The organism is Ruegeria sp. G2, from assembly GCF_056533505.1.
Genome location: NZ_JBQFON010000001.1, coordinates 13982 through 29380 on the forward strand (window position 1 = coordinate 13982; position 15399 = coordinate 29380).

Below are 15399 nucleotides of genomic sequence, written 5' to 3' on the forward strand. Positions count from 1 at the left end.
CGCTATTGCCCGCAGATATTCTGCAGCCGGACCCAATCGCGGTCCGGCAATACCTGTTCCAAAGTTCGACCTGCCATGGGGTCCGCCTCGATCAACCCGAGAACGGACTCGCCTGTGATGTCAACAGCATAAGCGTACGGTGTTGAGGGAAGGGCGGCCTGAGCGAACACTGCCAGCAGATCATCATCGCTAATTTGTGGTTGAGGTTCAGCCAGGATTTCTTCGGTGTAGGTATCGACTATTTCAGTGGTCAACTCGCCAGTCGTCAACAGCCGAAACGCGGTTGTTGGGCCGGTACGATCTAACAGGTCGTCCAACGGTGCCTGTTGTGCCGCGCGAGCGCGCGCGGCGATAACATACCCCGCGGCAACGGCGGGGTCTTCATGATCTTCGACCAGCGCGCGATTCAGCAATACAGTCCCCCCCGGCAGGCTTAGGCTGTTGGACAAACCTGCGGGCAGAATCACGATCTGTCGAACACCAGTTCGTTTTGCAAGCCGGTCCAATGAGTCCTGCGCTTCGGGTGAATTGCATGCCTTGCCTGATACCCTTTCAATGCGCTGCAGGATCGTATCTCCGATCTCTTGCTGTTTGATCTCTGGCACGACTGAAACGACATGACGCTGCAAAGCGCCGGGCAACCACAGCAAAAGAACTGCCACTACGGCCAGCGCCACCCCCGCAACGCTGAGCCAGCGCAGACGACCGGGGTGCGGTCTGGCGCGGTCGATAGCACGTTGCAGACGATCGATGGCCTCGATCATCGTGGTTTCCGTTTCTGCAAGCTCCAGCGTTTCGCCAGGATCGCCGTCGGGACAATAGATGGCGGGATACGCACCCGGGTTTTGACGCTCTAACGCAGCCAAAGACCAATGCGTGAGCGCGCTGTCATTGAAATCCGAGATCGTCAGAGTGGCTTCGCCAATCGAAACCACAACCTCACGCCGCTGTTCATCGGGCGAAGGGCGCCACAAACCGGTGGCTTCGATCCGCTGGTACTGTTTGAGTGCGGTCATCGGTTAATGCTGCTCGAGTATTATTTTGCACTAAGCTTAGCATGGCAAAAACCAGCGGCGCAAACCTGTTGCATCAGGTTTGTGAAATGTGCTGATTGTAGCGGGTAGTTTTCTGGCCAGCACTGGCTAATCAAGCGCAGAGGCGGGAATGCAGTCACAACAACAATCCCATTCGATGCTGGCCTCTTTACTGATGGTCGCCTCGATGGCCATTATCGGCGTCATCGATAACTTTGTGATCCGGGTCGCCGAAAGCATTGGGCTATGGCAGTTTCATCTAAGCCGCGCGACGTTGATGTTACCCCTGATTGCGCTTCTTTCGGTGCTTGGCTTGGGCAGTTTGAAACCACGCCGGTACGGCATCGTCGCGGTGCGTAGCGTATTGATAACAATGGCGATGCTTTTTTATTTTACAGCTCTGGCTCTGATGCCGATTGCGCAGGCGTTGGCAGGGCTGTTTACCTCACCGATTTTTGTGCTGCTGATTTCCGCACTTTTTCTGAAGCAGCATATCGGCCCCTGGCGAATCGTGGCCGTTCTTTTGGGCTTTGCCGGAATACTCAGTGTTTTGCAGCCCGATCCCAATTCATTTGATCTTAAGACGTTGATCCCAGTAGCTGGAGGTTTTTTCTATGCTCTCAGCGCCGTTGTAACCCGCACGCATTGCCGTGATGAAAGCACCGTCGCCCTGCTGGCCGCGATGGTCGTAACCTTGGGATTAGCAGGGTTGATTGGTCTGATATGGCTGGCTGTGTTTCCGGTTGACGTGCCTGAAGGCCCAGAGGGGTTTGCCATGCGCGGTTGGGTCTGGCCGATACATGAAGCCCTGCCTTGGGTGGTGCTGCAAGCGATTGGGTCTACGATCGCCGTTTTCATGCTGATCAAAGCTTACCAATTAGGAGAGCCTTCCTACGTCGCCGTATTCGAGTATTCGGTCATGATATTCGGACCCTTCTTTGCATGGATCGCCTTTGGACAATCGGTAGGATTAATGCAGGTCGTCGGTATTGGCATGATCGCAACTGCAGGAATTTTATTGGCTTGGAGAGAGAAGCGCGCTGCCGGAAAGCTGCCCAAAGCTCTGCCAAATTGAGGACGTGTGTAGATAAAGCAAAGTTACTTGCACATCGCCTATAGTTTCCAGGTGTCGTGCAAAGCGATCTTCGCCGCCCATATTGTTCCGGAACGTCACGTGAAATATGGCCAAAAGGTCCTTATTTCGCCGCAATTGTGGCAAAACTTAGTCAGCTCGTGGCACATAAGCATGGTCAATCTGAACTATGTCGAAGTGCCAAGAGGGGGGCGCAAGTGTTAGAGTTAGTGAGTGTTTCGGGGTATTCGAAACGTGAGGGTCAAGGCCCGCAACCTGTTCAAGAGTCAGCCGTTTCAGTGCGCCGCGGTGGATTGCTGCATGGGACCAGGGTTGCAACAACCAGTGGTTGGAAGCCGGTTGAAAATCTGGTTACTGGCGAACTGGTGCGAACGCTGGATCACGGGTTTAGAGAATTGCGCCGTGTCTGCGCCGACAGCGTCGTGGTTCCAGGGGGGGAACGCAGGCCAGAGTATCTGCCGGTCCTTGTCCCGGCTCGCGCCGCGTATAATGGGCGGCCGGTCTGGCTGATGCCAGAGCAGGGAATGGCGCTGGATCAGACTAAACTGGATCTGGGAATTGAGGGGCTCTCAATTGTCCCTGCGCGTATGCTAAGCGGTGTTGGCAATCTCAGATCAAATACTCCGGCGCAAAGCTTCGATGTGACGTCGTTGTATTTTGATCAGGATGAGATTGTCTTTATCGAGGGGGGATTCCAAGCCTACTGTCCTGCGGGAGGTATGGGACCGGTCTGCACATACGAAGTTGCCGACCAAGAAGATGCTGATCTGTTGATCGAAGCGGTGGCCATGAAAGGCGACATATCGGTTTTTGCAAACCCATTGGGTGCGCTGCCTGCGCCCGTCCCGCAGGAACCAATATTCCCTATTCGCCCCCCCAAGGGCATGCGTCGGCCAGGGCGGCCAGGGCGGCCTAATGCCCCGATCTTGTTTCTGCGATCGGACTGGCGCATCTGAACGTAATCTGCTGGCGCAAAACAGATTGCGCCAGCAGTTCAATATCAGGCAGCTTCGGCCTCTGGGTTGAAGCGACCATAGAAATTCTGACCTTTCTCGGCCATTTCGCGCAGGAGCGGTGGGCACGCAAAACGCTCGCCATAGGCCTCGGTCAGTTGGTCGCAACGCTCAGACGCATAGGGCGTGCCGATGATGTCCAGCCAACTGAGCGGACCACCCGACCAAGGGGCAAAACCCCATCCAAGGATTGCACCCACGTCGCCTTCGCGGATGTCCTCAAGAACACCTTCTTCCAACGCACGAACCGCTTCCAAAACCTGCGCGAACATCAGGCGTTCCTGCACTTCGATCAGGTCGGGTTGTTCGGCAGCCAGCGGGTATTTGTCCTGCAAACCCTTCCAGTATTCGACGCGTTTACCCTTGTCGTCATAGTCGAAGAATCCGGCATTGGCCTTGCGGCCCAGACGCCCCTGTTCCTCCATCCAGAAGATCAGATCGTCCGAGGGGCTATCAGGATAGGCATCGCCCATCGCTGCTTTCGTTGCCCGTGCTATCTTGGCCCCGAGATCGATTGAGGTTTCGTCCGTCAACTGGATCGGTCCTACCGGGAAACCCAACTGCCGCGCGGCATTGTCTATCAAGATCGGACTGACGCCCTCGGTGATCATCCGAGCACCCTCGTTGATATAGGGGATGATGCAGCGGTTGGCGTAGAAGAAGCGTGCGTCATTGACCACGATCGGCGTTTTGCGGATCTGACGCACGTAATCCAGTGCTTTTGCCACTGCCCGATCGCCAGTTTCCTTGCCCTTGATGATCTCAACTAGGAACATCTTCTCAACTGGTGAGAAGAAGTGGATGCCGATGAACTGCTCAGGCCGCACACTCGCCTTGGCCAGATCGGTGATCGGCAGGGTCGAAGTGTTCGAGGCAAAGATGCAATCTTCGGGGATGATCGCTTCGACGCGTTTGGTCATCTCGGCCTTTACACTCGGGTCTTCGAACACGGCCTCGATGATCAGATCGCAGCCTTTGAGGTGTTCCAAATCCGGCGTCGCGGTGATCTGGCCCAGCATGGCCTCTTTCTTCTCAGCCGTAACCTTGCCGCGCTTGATACCCTTGTCCAAATAGGCCTCGGAATAGGCTTTGCCTTTGTCGGCTGCTTCCTGATCACGGTCGATCAGAACAACTTCCATGCCCGCTTGAGCCGAGACCAGAGCAATGCCTGCGCCCATCATGCCAGCACCCAGAACACCGATCTTCTTGACCCGCTGATCGGGCACATCCTTGGGCCGCACAGCGCCTTTTTCTAGCGCCTCCTTGTTCAGGAACAGCGAGCGGATCATCGCCGAAGACGAAGGGTTCATCAGCACGTTGGTGAACCAACGGGCTTCGATCTTCAGGGCGGTGTCGAAGTCAACCAGCGCGCCTTCGTAGATGGAACTCAACAGAGCCTTGGCCGCCGGGAATGCACCTTGTGTCTTGCCATTCACCATCGCGCTTGCGCCGACGAACGTCATGAAGCCAGCTGGGTGGTAGGGTGCGCCGCCGGGCATTTTGTAGCCTTTCGCATCCCATGGTTTGACCAGATCGGAATCCTTGGCGTTCAGAACCCATTCCTTGGCCGCGGCAACCGGATCGTCCGCCACGGCGTCGATCAGTTGCGCGCCTTTGGCCTTCTTCGAGTCCATCATCTTACCTTCCAGCAGCACCGGAGCTGCCGCCATTGCACCAACCATCCGGCTGTAGCGCATGGTGCCGCCGCCGCCGGGGAAGATGCCGAGCAAAATCTCGGGCAGGCCGATCTTAGCCTTTGGATTGTTGGTCATTACCCGGTGATGGCAGGCTAATGCGATCTCGGTCCCGATCCCGGCACAGGTGCCGTTGATGGCGCAAGCCACTGGTTTGCCGCCCTTTTTGGATTTGGGGTCCATGCCCGCCAGCTCCAACCGACGCAGGATGTTGTGGCCGCTCATGACAAAGTCGAACAAAGCCTGAGCCGGCTCGTCTCCGGCTTCCTGACGGATCGTGGCGAGGGTGCTCAGATCCATGCCGCCCGCAAACGACCCTTCCTTGCCGCTGGTGATAACAATCCCTTTGATCTCATCATCTGCCAGCGCCTGATCGATCAGTTCGCCGACCAAAGTGAAAGCCTCGCGGCTTAGGACATTCATGGATTTACCCGGAACGTCCCAGGTGATGAAGGCAACGCCGTCGGCGTCTTTGCTGAGGGTGAAATCAGTCATTGTCATCTCCAATCTGGTCAGCCGTCAGCGGGCCGCCGTCTTTGCGGGTAAAGCGAAAGTCGTCGCCCTCGAACTTCACCATCATGTCTATGTCGCTGTAATAGCCGGTCTCGGTCGGGGTCCGTGTACCCACCACCAGAAAGGATGCGGGCGCGTCGGTTTTGTTCACAAGGTGATGGCCATTGGCGTCACCTGCAGGCCAGGCGGCGCAGTCACCGGGCAGCATCTCATGCTCGCCATCATCATCGATCAGCACACATTTGCCGCTGAGCATGATTGCAAACTCGTCCTGCTCCATGTGGTAGTGGCGCAGCGAGGACAGGCCGTTCGGTTCCAGACGTACGATGTTGACCCCAAATTGCGTCAAACCGTTCGCATCGCCCAAGGGTTGGACGTAGCGGTCATCGCCCGCTCTTGCCAGTTTGCCGGGATAGCCCGAACCGTTCCGAAACGGTATTTTGGAAAGATCAATTTTGGGCATCAGACACGCTCGATAATGGTTGCCGCACCCATGCCGGACGCGATGCAGAGTGTGGCCAGACCGGTTTCCTTGTCCTGACGCTCCAACTCATCCAGCAGGGTTCCGATGATCATCGCACCAGTCGCGCCCAGCGGGTGACCCATCGCGATCGAGCCGCCGTTGACGTTAACCAGCGCCGGATCGACGTCGAACGCCTGCTGGAAGCGCAGCACGACCGAGGCGAAGGCTTCGTTCACCTCAAACAGGTCCAGATCGCCGATCTTCATGCCATTGTCGGCCAGAATCTTCTCGGTCACAGGAACCGGGCCGGTCAGCATGATGGTCGGGTCGGTGCCGATTTTTGCGGTCGCCTTGATGCGCGCGCGCGGCTTCAGGCCGTATTTCTCGCCGAACTCCTTGTTGCCGATCAGTACAGCCGCCGCTCCATCCACGATGCCCGAGCTGTTGCCGGCGTGGTGGATGTGATTGATGCGCTCAAGATGCGGGTACTTGATCATCGCAACCTTGTCGAAGCCCGGCATTTGCTCGCCCATCATCTGGAAGGATGGGTTCAGCGCGCCGAGGCTCTGCATGTCTGTGCCGGGGCGCATGTACTCATCGTGGTCCAGAATGGTCAGGCCGTTCTGATCCTTGATCGAGATCACCGACTTATCAAAGCGGTTGTCTTCCCACGCAGCAGCCGCGCGTTTCTGAGATTCAACGGCCAGCGCATCCGCATCGTCGCGGCTGAACCCATATTCGGTTGCGATAATGTCGGCCGAGATACCTTGCGGCACAAAATAGGTTTCCATCGCCAAAGAAGGGTCAACGGCAATCGCCGCACCATCGCTGCCCATGGCCACCCGGCCCATCATCTCGACACCGCCTGCGATATAGGCTTCACCTGCGCCGCCTTTGACCTGATTTGCGGCCAAGTTCACGGCCTCCATGCCCGAGGCACAGAAACGGTTGATCGCCAGGCCGGGGATCGATTCATCCAGATCCGAAGCCAGAACTGCTGAGCGTGCCAGGCAGCCGCCTTGCTCCATCACCTGCGTGACGTTGCCCCAGATCACATCCTCGACGGCGTGACCTTCCAGATTGTTGCGCTCTTTCATTGCGTTCAGGGTCAGGGCCGACAGACGCACCGAGGTTACCTCGTGCAGACTGCCATCCTTGCGGCCCTTGCCGCGCGGCGTGCGCAGGGCGTCATAGATATAGGCTTCGGTCATGGGGTCTTCTCCTTAAGCTCGATCCGACGGGTTGCCGGGCATCAGGTCGTAGGGGTGTTTCCAGCCGGGCTGTTCGCTGAGGCGCGTCAGCCAGGCGTCAATATTGGGCCAGTCGGCGCGATCAAAGCCGAATGGTTCGGGGTAATAGAGGTAGCCGCAGCAGCTGATGTCAGCATTGGTCACGCCGTTGCCAACGATCCAGTCACGGCCGTCAAGATGGGCGTTCAGCGTCTGATAAGCTGCCTTGAGGCGACCCTGATTGAACGCGATAACATCCGGGTTGCGGTGCTTTTCGGGCAAGAAGTTGATCAGGAAACGGGTCAGCCCGGCCATCGAGCTAAGCTTGTGGTTGTCCCACAGAACCCATCTGAAGATCTCGTAATTTTCATCACGATCTTTGCCGCCGAATTTTCCGGATTTTTCCGTCACATAAGCCTGAATCGCGCCGGACTGACTGGTGCGAAAATCACCGTCCACCATCACGGGGGCTTCACCCATCTCATTCACTTCTGCCCGAAATTCAGGGGTGCGCGTCACACCCCCGAAGAAATCAACAAAGACCGGCTCCCAGTCCAGACCGGACATTTCCAACGCAAGCGCGGCTTTGTAGCTGTTTCCGCTTTCACCAAAGCAATACAGTTGAATGGTCATGAGCGCGCCCCTCCCAAGGCATAAAGATATGTTTTCTGTGCTACCTTCAGTGGCCAGCACGAAGTTTTAACGTTTTCGAGCTTCCAGCTCTGAATTAAATATGCGCAGCCTATGCGTCAGGTTTTCGTGATCGATCACGCTGTTGAAATTCTCAAAAAGGAACGACAAAGCCTCACCTTCATCCAATCCCGCCTCTCGTGCGAAACCGCGGAGCTTACGGTAGCCGTCCTCGGTCATCGCGACCGGAAATCGGCGGGTCAGGCGAAAGCGTTTTGGCATCTTGTCTCCTCCGTTGGTGGGCTCGGGTTGCTTTAACCGAGCCCACACTGAGATCAGAAGTTCGCCGCGTCCAGTGCCATTACCGTGTCTGCTCCGGTCTGGATGCGGGCCAGATGCATGGCTGTCGCGGGCAGGCGGCGGGCCATATAGAAGCGACCGGTATTGATCTTGGTCTCGTAGAACTCTTTGTCCGAGGCACCGCCGTCCAACGCGTCTTGAGCGGCCTTTGCCATCTGCGCCCACATCAGGCCCAGGCAGACATGGCCGAACATGTGCATGAAGTCGTATGACCCGGACAGAGCGTTGTTTGGATTCTTCATACCTTCCTGCATGAAATACATGCCGGCGGCCTGCAGGTCCTTGGAAGCGGCCTTCAGTGGTTCGATGAAGGCTTTATCATAAGCTTCGTCCTTGCCACCGTTCTCCTTGCAGAAGCTTTTGACCATCTCGAAGAAGGCCATGACATGCTTGCCGCCGTCCTGGGCCAGCTTCCGACCCACAAGATCCAGCGCTTGAACGCCATTTGCACCTTCGTAGATCATCGCAATCCGGGCATCGCGGGTGTATTGCGACATGCCCCATTCTTCAATGTAGCCATGGCCGCCATAGACTTGCTGCGCCTGAACGGTCATGTCGTAGCCTTCGTCAGTCAGGAAGCCCTTGATGACCGGCGTCAACAGCGAGATCAGTCCGTCTGCATCCTTGTCACCCGCCCGGTGCGCCTTGTCGATCATCGTCGCGCCCCACAGGATGAACGCACGTGCACCCTCGGTGAAGCTTTTCTGATCCATCAGGTTGCGGCGAATGTCGGGGTGAACGATCAGCGGGTCGGCGGGGCCGTCCGGGTTTTTTACGCCTGTTACATCGCGGCCCTGCAGGCGATCTTTTGCGTATTCCAAGGCGTTTTGATAGGCCGCTTCGGCCTGAGACAGGCCTTGCATGCCCACACCTAGACGCGCTTCGTTCATCATGGTGAACATGGCGCGCATACCTTTGTGCTCTTCGCCCAGCAGCCAGCCGGTTGCCTCGTCATAATTCATGACACAGGTCGAGTTGCCGTGGATGCCCATCTTCTCTTCGATTTTGCCGACCGAAACACCGTTGCGCTCGCCCAGCGAACCGTCTTCGTTCACGATGAATTTGGGGACGATGAATAGCGATACGCCTTTGATGCCCTCGGGGCCGCCAGGGATTTTGGCCAGCACCAGATGGATGATGTTGTCGGCCATGTCGTGATCGCCAGCCGAGATAAAGATCTTCTGACCGGAAATCTTGTAGCTGCCGTCGTCCTGCGGTTCGGCTTTGGTACGCATAAGCCCCAGATCGGTGCCGCAATGCGGTTCCGTCAGGTTCATGGTACCGGTCCATTCGCAGCTGACCATATTGGGCAGGTACTTGTTCTTCTGCTCGTCAGTGCCGTGCGCTAGAATGGCTGAGGCCGCGCCGTGGGTCAGGCCCTGATACATCACAAATGCCTGGTTCGCGCCCGAGAACATCTCACCCACCGCTGTACCGATGACATAGGGCATATTCTGGCCGCCATACTCTTCCGGCATGTCGAGGCCCGTCCAGCCGCCTTGTTTCATCTGCTCAAAGGCGTCTTTGAAACCTGTGGGAGTGTACACAATACCGTTTTCCAACCGGCACCCTTCGGTGTCGCCCACCACGTTCAGCGGGTGCAATACGTTGGAGGCAACCTTGCCAGCCTCTTCCAGAACCGCGCCGGTAAACTCGGCTTCCAGCTCTTGATACCCGGGGATATCCGACTGTGAGATTTTCAAAACGTCGTGCAGGATGAACTGCGTGTCTTTGGATGGCGCGTTGTAGACGGGCATGTGAAGCTCCCTTAATTCATATGTCCGGAGGCGGGTTTATTCAGCCGCCTTCTTTTCCTGTTTCATCGAGGCGATCACCTTCTCGCCCCAGCGCAACTGCTCTTTCAACTCGTCGATGGCCTGTGTCAGCTCTTCGCGGCGCGATTCCATGTCAGCAAGGCGCTCGCACGCGATTTCATATGTGCGGGACATCTGTGTCAGCTGTTGGTCACCCACGTGATACAGGTCCAGAAGCTGGCGGATTTCTTCGAGGCTGAAGCCAAAGCGCTTGCCGCGCAGGATCAGTTTCAGGCGTGCACGATCCCGTTTGGTGAACAGGCGTTTTTGGCCCTCGCGGATCGGAAACAAAAGCTCTTTGGCCTCGTAGAACCGCAATGTGCGGGGCGTGACATCATATGTCTCGCACATTTCGCGGATGGTCAGCAGATCTTCGGTCATGATTCAAACTCTCATCACTGGCGTCATGCAACCTGAGTTGCGCAGTCGATGAGCGTTTTACAACACACAAGTGACGTTTACGTAATGCGGACGCTGCGTCACAAATAAGTTGACGTAACATCCGGTCGCGTAAACAGGGGTTTCGGCAATTTTGTTGCCGTAAGGGAAGGGGGCTATTTCAGCAATTCGACAGTCTGATCGCGCAATTGCTGCAACGCATCCATCGCCTCATCCAACTGCGCGCGTTGCTGACGTAGCTCTTCCATTTGTCGATCTGCCATCTCGATGAAGGTCGCCATCTGGGCCTGATCGCCCTGATCTTCGTAGATCAGCAACCACTGGCGAATCTCTTCCAGAGGAAATCCAAACTTGCGACCACGTAGGATCAGTTTCATTCTTGCGCATTCACGAGCACCATAGAACCGCGACCGACCTTCGCGGTCCGGTTGCAGCAACTCGATATACTCGTAATAGCGCAGGGTGCGCGGGGTCACGTCGAACTCGGCGCACATCTCTTTGAATGACAAACGGGTGTCGGACATTCTGGGTCTCCTCGGCTGCAACCTAGGGCGTCGTTGCGGCAAGCGCAACAGGTGGGCTTGCCCTTGGCGTAAACGCAGGCCCATAAAGGGGCGGCTATAAGGATAGGACCCAACCCCATGGTCGATAAGACAGTTTTAGCGCGGCAGTTCATCGAGGCGATTCCGCATGCAAAAGCCCTGGGGCTTGATTTGACCCATATCGGAGAGGGTGAGGCCGAAATCTCGATGCCCTACAACGAGCAACTAATCGGCGACCCCAGAACCGGAGTAATCCATGGTGGCGCGGTTTCTGCCATGCTTGATACTTGCTGTGGTGCTGCGGTGATGAGCCACCCATCGGCCCCCGGAGGAACCGCTACAATCGATCTTCGTATTGACTACATGCGGGCCGCGACGCCCGGTCAAAGTATCCGGACGCGGGCGACCTGCTATCACATCACGCGCAACGTGGCCTTTGTTCGTGCGACGGCGACGGATGATGACAGCGACCGACCGGTTGCTACTGCCTCGGGCGCATTCACCGTGGAGGGGCGCTGAGATGGCAAGACCTCGCCCCGAACCCATGCAGGTAGTCAAGCAACGCCGTGATGCCGCTCTGACCGCTTTGGTCGAAGGTGTGCCGTATATTCGGTTCCTCAACATTACATTCGACCGGCGTGGGGACGAACTGACAGGTGTACTGAATTTCGATGAGAAGTTGATCGGCAATCCCTTTCTGCCTGCCATCCACGGCGGTGTGACGGCGGCGTTCCTGGAAGTCACTGCCGTTATCACGCTGAGTTGGGAGCATATGTTCCCCAGGATTGAAAGCGGTGAGATCGGTGCCGAAGATATCTTGACCGACGAGAATATCCGCTTTCCCAAAACCATCGACTTCACGGTCGATTACCTGCGGTCTGGTTTGCCGCGAGACGCTTATGCACGCGCATTCATCAACCGATCGGGTCGACGTTATGCTTCTGTCCGGGTCGAGGCTTGGCAGGACAACCACGCCAAACTCTTTGCGCAAGGCACCGGGCATTTCTTAATGCCGCAGCCTCCGACAAAGCCGTGAGCTTGGAGGAGGCCAACGCGCCCATCACCCATCGGCGCGTCCTGAAAATCGCGATGCCGATCGTGCTGTCGAACGCGACCGTGCCGATCCTTGGCGCGGTCGATACCGGCGTTGTCGGTCAGATGGGGCTGGCAGCACCTATCGGGGCAGTGGGCATGGGTGCGGTGATCCTGTCGGCGATCTACTGGATTTTCGGCTTTCTGCGGATGGGGACCACCGGGCTGGCCGCACAGGCGCGCGGTGCGGGCGATACAGCAGAAACCGGAGCGTTGCTCATGCGCGGCTTGCTGCTGGGCGCAACGGCCGGTTTGGTCTTTATCGCTGCACAAGTTTGGGTATTCCTTGGGGCTTTTGCACTGTCTCCAGCCAGCGCCGAGGTCGAGTCTCTGACGCGCGCCTATCTGGAAATTCGCATCTGGGGCGCTCCGGCCACGATTGCCCTTTATGCGGTGACAGGCTGGCTGATCGCAGTCGAACGCACGCGAGGCGTATTCATCCTGCAGATATGGATGAACGGGCTGAATATCGTGCTGGATCTATGGTTCGTGCTTGGCCTTGGATGGGGTGTCGAAGGCGTTGCCATTGCCACTCTGATCGCCGAATGGACAGGCCTTGCGTTGGGCTTATGGCTGTGTCGAGAGGCGTTTGGCGGCAACCAGTGGCGGGATTGGCCGCGAATTTTTGACCCAATGCGTTTGCGTCGGATGATGCAGGTAAACGGTGATATTATGGTGCGCTCGGTTTTGTTGACCGGGGCATTCACAACGTTTCTGTTTGTCGGATCCGATTTGGGCGACGTGAATTTGGCGGCCAATCAGGTGCTGTTGCAGTTTCTCGAAATCACTGCCTTTGCTTTGGACGGCTTTGCCTTTTCGGCTGAAGCGCTTGTCGGTGGAGCCGTCGGCGCGCGCGACCGCCGGAAAGTCCGGCGCGCATCGGTCATGGCTTCGCAATGGGGCGTTGGCGGGGCCATCGGGCTAGGGCTGGTGTTTTATCTGGCAGGGCCGGCGCTGATTGATCTGATGTCAACATCGCCCGAGGTTCGGGCGACGGCACGCGAATATCTGTTCTGGGCTGCTCTGGCACCGGTCATCGGGGTGGCAAGCTGGATGTTCGACGGTATCTATATCGGTGCCACCTGGACCCGCGATATGCGCAATGCGATGATCCAGTCGGTGGCGTTATACGTGGTGGCGTTGTTCGTGCTGGTGCCGACGATGGGCAATCATGGGCTTTGGGCCGCGCTGATGGTCTTGAACATCGCGCGGGGTCTTACGCTTGGTTGGCGCTATCCTCGACTTGAGGCACAGATCGCCTAGAGCAAGCCCAGCAGGTTTTCCGGCGGGCGTCCGATAGCGGCTTTGTCGCCCGCGATGGCCAACGGGCGCTCTATCAGGATTGGGTGATCGACCATGGCCTGAATAAGCACCTCATCGGGCGAGGTCTTGGTCAAACCCAGCTCTTTGAACGTCTTCTCTCCGGTGCGCATCATGCTGATTGCCGGGATATTCAGCTTGGCCAGAACTGTCCGGATTTCATCAGCCGAGGGCGCGTCTTCAAGATATTTGCGCACCTCAGGCTGTGCACCGTTTTCCTGCAACAATGCCAAACCCGCGCGGGACTTGGAGCAGCGCGGGTTGTGCCAATATTCGATCACAGCCAGTCCTCTCGTTTGCTGCCCACCGCCTGCGCGACCGAGGTGTATCCGTCGCGTGCCAGCAGGTCATCCAACCCCTGCGCGATTTCAGCGGCCAGAGAAATCCCTCCATAAACCATCGCCGTGTAGAACTGCACTGCGGAAGCACCGGCGCAGATCTTGGCATAGGCCTGTTCCGCTGAGCTGATGCCGCCAACCCCGATCAGCGGGATATCTGCGCCGGTCAACTGGCTGAGCTGCGCCAGCACACGTGTCGATTTCTCGAACAGGGGCGCGCCGGATAGGCCACCAGCCTGATCCTTGTGTGCACTGCGCAGGCCATCGCGCGACAGTGTGGTGTTGGTTGCGATCACCGCGTCCACACCGGTTTCACCGGCGACATCGGCGATGTCCTGCAATTCGGCCTCGGTCAGGTCAGGGGCGATTTTCAGGAAGATCGGGATCGGGCGGGGCAGGGCGTTTCGGGTTTCGATCACACCGCTGAGCAGCGCAGTTAGCGCCGCTTTGCCCTGCAAATCTCGTAGCCTTTCGGTATTGGGCGAGGACACGTTGACGGTGGCAAAGTCCAGATGCGCAGCGCAATGGGCAAGCACTTTGGCGAAGTCTCCAGGCCTATCGTCACTGTCCTTATTGGCCCCAAGGTTCAACCCGATCACTGCATCCTTTGGGCGGTGAACCAGTCGCCCCGCCATGACATCCATCCCTTCGTTATTGAACCCGAAGCGGTTGATGGCGGCTCGATCTTCGGTCAGGCGAAACAGGCGCGGCTTTGCATTCCCGGGCTGTGGGCGGGGTGTCACCGCGCCCACTTCGATAAACCCGAATCCGGCGCGCGAGAGCGGTGTCAGCGCCTCACCATTTTTATCAAACCCCGCAGCCAGTCCAACGGGGTTTGGCAAATCCAGGCCTGCAACACGGGTTTTAAGCCGATCCGATGTGACCGGCCCGGGCGTCGGTGCCAGGCCCGAGGTCAGGGCCTTGATCGAAAGCCCGTGCGCGGTTTCAGGGTCAAGGCGGTGCAGGGCGGCCAGCCCCAGTTTCTCAGTCAGTTTCATCCGAAGGAAGCTCCACCTTTTGTTGGCGCACAGCGGATCAGGCGCGAGGTTTCAACGGCGGCTTGCCGGTGCATCACGGCAGCGCGATAAGCTGGGTCGGTCACCATCTCAAGAAACGCACGGGCGGTGGGGTAACGGGCGATAAACACTTCGTCCCATTCTTCATCCTGCGGCCCGATGAGCGTAGTCTGAAACGTACCGCGCCAAAGGATCGTTGCACCTATGCGGGCGATGATTGGGGCAGTCTCTGCCCCGTAGTTGCGGTAGGCTTGCGTTCCGGTCAACCCAGCATTGGCCAGCGGATGATCCGACGGATACTGTGCTGTGTCGCGGAACTTCACCAGGTTGAGCATCTCGATCGGATGGTCACGGTTGAGGTCTTTGAATGCCTCAAACTGTTCCCGATCCGGGTCGATGAAGCGGGTCATTCCATCCCCTCCGGGAACCGGTGGGCTTGACCATCAAAGGGCAGGTCTTGCGACCAAATCACGTCCGACATTCGAATTTGACGATAAAGGTGAGGAAACAGCGCACCGCCGCGCGAGACCTCCCATTTCAGATCGTCGCCCATGGCATCCGCATCACATGCCAGAAGTGTTAACCCCGCGACACCAGCGAAGTGCTTTGCGGCTGTCTCTGCAGCCTGTTCGGCGGTTGAGAAATGGACGAACCCATCTGTCACATCAATCGGAGCCCCGTTCGAGGCTCCGTGTGCCTGCAAGTCGGCCCACTCGTCGGCCCGGAAAATCTTGTAAATCAGCATATCGGTCTGATGCCTTGCGCGTCGGGTAGAATCAAGCCGGATTTCCCCCTTTGACTCTTCGCCGCGCAACGCGCACGATCACGACAAAACAACGATAGGGAGTT

General features: G+C 57.5%; 18 protein-coding genes. 5 read left to right on the top strand and 13 right to left on the bottom strand.

The genetic code is table 11. The features are described from left to right. Positions 1-2: 2 nt before the first annotated feature. Positions 3-1016, bottom strand: a complete 1014-nt coding sequence (locus ACR0DU_RS00060; RefSeq protein WP_480457769.1) for a hypothetical protein — start codon at positions 1014-1016, stop codon at positions 3-5. A 148-nt stretch (positions 1017-1164) separates the two neighbouring features. Here ACR0DU_RS00060 and ACR0DU_RS00065 point away from each other — a divergent pair, with 148 nt between their 5' ends. Beyond that, positions 1165-2109, top strand: a complete 945-nt coding sequence (locus ACR0DU_RS00065) for a DMT family transporter (protein WP_480871780.1) — start codon at positions 1165-1167, stop codon at positions 2107-2109. Between the two features lie 215 nt (positions 2110-2324). Continuing rightward, entirely contained in the window at positions 2325-3083 is a 759-nt protein-coding gene (locus ACR0DU_RS00070) for a Hint domain-containing protein (protein WP_480871782.1), read from the top strand. A 44-nt stretch (positions 3084-3127) separates the two neighbouring features. Here ACR0DU_RS00070 and ACR0DU_RS00075 read toward each other — a convergent pair whose 3' ends face one another. From ACR0DU_RS00075 to ACR0DU_RS00110, 8 genes are all read right to left on the bottom strand, one after another. Beyond that, positions 3128-5329 carry a 3-hydroxyacyl-CoA dehydrogenase NAD-binding domain-containing protein gene (locus ACR0DU_RS00075; protein WP_480871784.1) on the bottom strand — a complete coding sequence of 734 codons (2202 nt, stop codon included), beginning with the start codon at positions 5327-5329 and terminating at the stop codon, positions 3128-3130. Then, positions 5322-5810, bottom strand: coding sequence for a cupin domain-containing protein (locus ACR0DU_RS00080; protein WP_480871785.1), 489 nt, complete (start codon positions 5808-5810; stop codon positions 5322-5324). Before ACR0DU_RS00080 ends, ACR0DU_RS00075 begins: the two co-directional genes overlap by 8 nt. Continuing rightward, the gene (locus tag ACR0DU_RS00085) at positions 5810-7021 is read right to left on the bottom strand and encodes an acetyl-CoA C-acetyltransferase (protein ID WP_170779275.1); all 1212 of its coding nucleotides are present in this window, start codon (positions 7019-7021) and stop codon (positions 5810-5812) included. The genes ACR0DU_RS00080 and ACR0DU_RS00085 overlap by 1 nt, the downstream gene beginning before the upstream one ends. Positions 7022-7033: 12 nt before the next feature. Next, on the bottom strand, positions 7034-7672 hold the full coding sequence (locus ACR0DU_RS00090) for a glutathione S-transferase family protein (protein ID WP_480871786.1): 639 nt from the start codon (positions 7670-7672) through the stop codon (positions 7034-7036). Between the two features lie 66 nt (positions 7673-7738). Continuing rightward, positions 7739-7951 (bottom strand): hypothetical protein, encoded by a 213-nt coding sequence (locus ACR0DU_RS00095; protein ID WP_010438892.1) that lies wholly within the window; start codon positions 7949-7951, stop codon positions 7739-7741. A 53-nt stretch (positions 7952-8004) separates the two neighbouring features. Then, the gene (locus ACR0DU_RS00100) at positions 8005-9786 is read right to left on the bottom strand and encodes an acyl-CoA dehydrogenase C-terminal domain-containing protein (RefSeq protein ID WP_480871787.1); all 1782 of its coding nucleotides are present in this window, start codon (positions 9784-9786) and stop codon (positions 8005-8007) included. A 36-nt stretch (positions 9787-9822) separates the two neighbouring features. Next, positions 9823-10224 (bottom strand): MerR family transcriptional regulator, encoded by a 402-nt coding sequence (locus ACR0DU_RS00105; protein WP_039536426.1) that lies wholly within the window; start codon positions 10222-10224, stop codon positions 9823-9825. Positions 10225-10397: 173 nt separating this feature from the next. Then, positions 10398-10766: a MerR family transcriptional regulator gene (locus ACR0DU_RS00110; protein WP_170468808.1), complete on the bottom strand. Its 369-nt coding sequence runs from the start codon at positions 10764-10766 to the stop codon at positions 10398-10400. 117 nt (positions 10767-10883) lie between these two features. Between ACR0DU_RS00110 and ACR0DU_RS00115 the strand changes: the two genes are divergently transcribed. Genes ACR0DU_RS00115 through ACR0DU_RS00125 form a run of 3 tightly spaced genes read left to right on the top strand, consistent with a single transcriptional unit; the run spans position 10884 to position 13139 of the window. Then, a complete protein-coding gene (locus tag ACR0DU_RS00115; protein WP_010438901.1) occupies positions 10884-11303 on the top strand; it encodes a PaaI family thioesterase in 420 nt (139 codons plus the stop codon). A 1-nt stretch (position 11304) separates the two neighbouring features. Beyond that, on the top strand, positions 11305-11820 hold the full coding sequence (locus tag ACR0DU_RS00120; protein ID WP_010438904.1) for a PaaI family thioesterase: 516 nt from the start codon (positions 11305-11307) through the stop codon (positions 11818-11820). Between the two features lie 2 nt (positions 11821-11822). Then, positions 11823-13139, top strand: coding sequence for an MATE family efflux transporter (locus tag ACR0DU_RS00125; RefSeq protein ID WP_319547301.1), 1317 nt, complete (start codon positions 11823-11825; stop codon positions 13137-13139). Here ACR0DU_RS00125 and arsC read toward each other — a convergent pair. From arsC to ACR0DU_RS00145, 4 genes are read right to left on the bottom strand one after another with little or no spacing between them, the layout of a single operon-like run. After that, entirely contained in the window at positions 13136-13477 is a 342-nt protein-coding gene (gene arsC, locus ACR0DU_RS00130) for an arsenate reductase (glutaredoxin) (RefSeq protein WP_319546781.1), read from the bottom strand. The genes ACR0DU_RS00125 and arsC overlap by 4 nt on opposite strands. After that, entirely contained in the window at positions 13474-14532 is a 1059-nt protein-coding gene (locus ACR0DU_RS00135) for a quinone-dependent dihydroorotate dehydrogenase (RefSeq protein ID WP_480871789.1), read from the bottom strand. The genes arsC and ACR0DU_RS00135 overlap by 4 nt, the downstream gene beginning before the upstream one ends. Beyond that, positions 14529-14960, bottom strand: a complete 432-nt coding sequence (locus tag ACR0DU_RS00140; protein WP_480871790.1) for a DUF1330 domain-containing protein — start codon at positions 14958-14960, stop codon at positions 14529-14531. The genes ACR0DU_RS00135 and ACR0DU_RS00140 overlap by 4 nt, the downstream gene beginning before the upstream one ends. Then, on the bottom strand, positions 14957-15295 hold the full coding sequence (locus ACR0DU_RS00145; RefSeq protein WP_010438914.1) for a DUF952 domain-containing protein: 339 nt from the start codon (positions 15293-15295) through the stop codon (positions 14957-14959). The genes ACR0DU_RS00140 and ACR0DU_RS00145 overlap by 4 nt, the downstream gene beginning before the upstream one ends. Positions 15296-15399 lie beyond the last annotated feature (104 nt).

Coding starts and splice junctions, on each gene's coding strand:
- ACR0DU_RS00140 (WP_480871790.1), bottom strand. CDS start 14,960: ATGACCCGCTTCATCGACCCGGATCGGGAACAGTTTGAGGCATTCAAA.
- ACR0DU_RS00135 (WP_480871789.1), bottom strand. CDS start 14,532: ATGAAACTGACTGAGAAACTGGGGCTGGCCGCCCTGCACCGCCTTGAC.
- ACR0DU_RS00065 (WP_480871780.1), top strand. CDS start 1,165: ATGCAGTCACAACAACAATCCCATTCGATGCTGGCCTCTTTACTGATG.
- ACR0DU_RS00095 (WP_010438892.1), bottom strand. CDS start 7,951: ATGCCAAAACGCTTTCGCCTGACCCGCCGATTTCCGGTCGCGATGACC.
- ACR0DU_RS00145 (WP_010438914.1), bottom strand. CDS start 15,295: ATGCTGATTTACAAGATTTTCCGGGCCGACGAGTGGGCCGACTTGCAG.
- ACR0DU_RS00100 (WP_480871787.1), bottom strand. CDS start 9,786: ATGCCCGTCTACAACGCGCCATCCAAAGACACGCAGTTCATCCTGCAC.
- ACR0DU_RS00105 (WP_039536426.1), bottom strand. CDS start 10,224: ATGACCGAAGATCTGCTGACCATCCGCGAAATGTGCGAGACATATGAT.
- ACR0DU_RS00075 (WP_480871784.1), bottom strand. CDS start 5,329: ATGACTGATTTCACCCTCAGCAAAGACGCCGACGGCGTTGCCTTCATC.
- ACR0DU_RS00080 (WP_480871785.1), bottom strand. CDS start 5,810: ATGCCCAAAATTGATCTTTCCAAAATACCGTTTCGGAACGGTTCGGGC.
- ACR0DU_RS00110 (WP_170468808.1), bottom strand. CDS start 10,766: ATGTCCGACACCCGTTTGTCATTCAAAGAGATGTGCGCCGAGTTCGAC.
- ACR0DU_RS00060 (WP_480457769.1), bottom strand. CDS start 1,016: ATGACCGCACTCAAACAGTACCAGCGGATCGAAGCCACCGGTTTGTGG.
- ACR0DU_RS00085 (WP_170779275.1), bottom strand. CDS start 7,021: ATGACCGAAGCCTATATCTATGACGCCCTGCGCACGCCGCGCGGCAAG.
- ACR0DU_RS00090 (WP_480871786.1), bottom strand. CDS start 7,672: ATGACCATTCAACTGTATTGCTTTGGTGAAAGCGGAAACAGCTACAAA.
- ACR0DU_RS00120 (WP_010438904.1), top strand. CDS start 11,305: ATGGCAAGACCTCGCCCCGAACCCATGCAGGTAGTCAAGCAACGCCGT.
- ACR0DU_RS00115 (WP_010438901.1), top strand. CDS start 10,884: ATGGTCGATAAGACAGTTTTAGCGCGGCAGTTCATCGAGGCGATTCCG.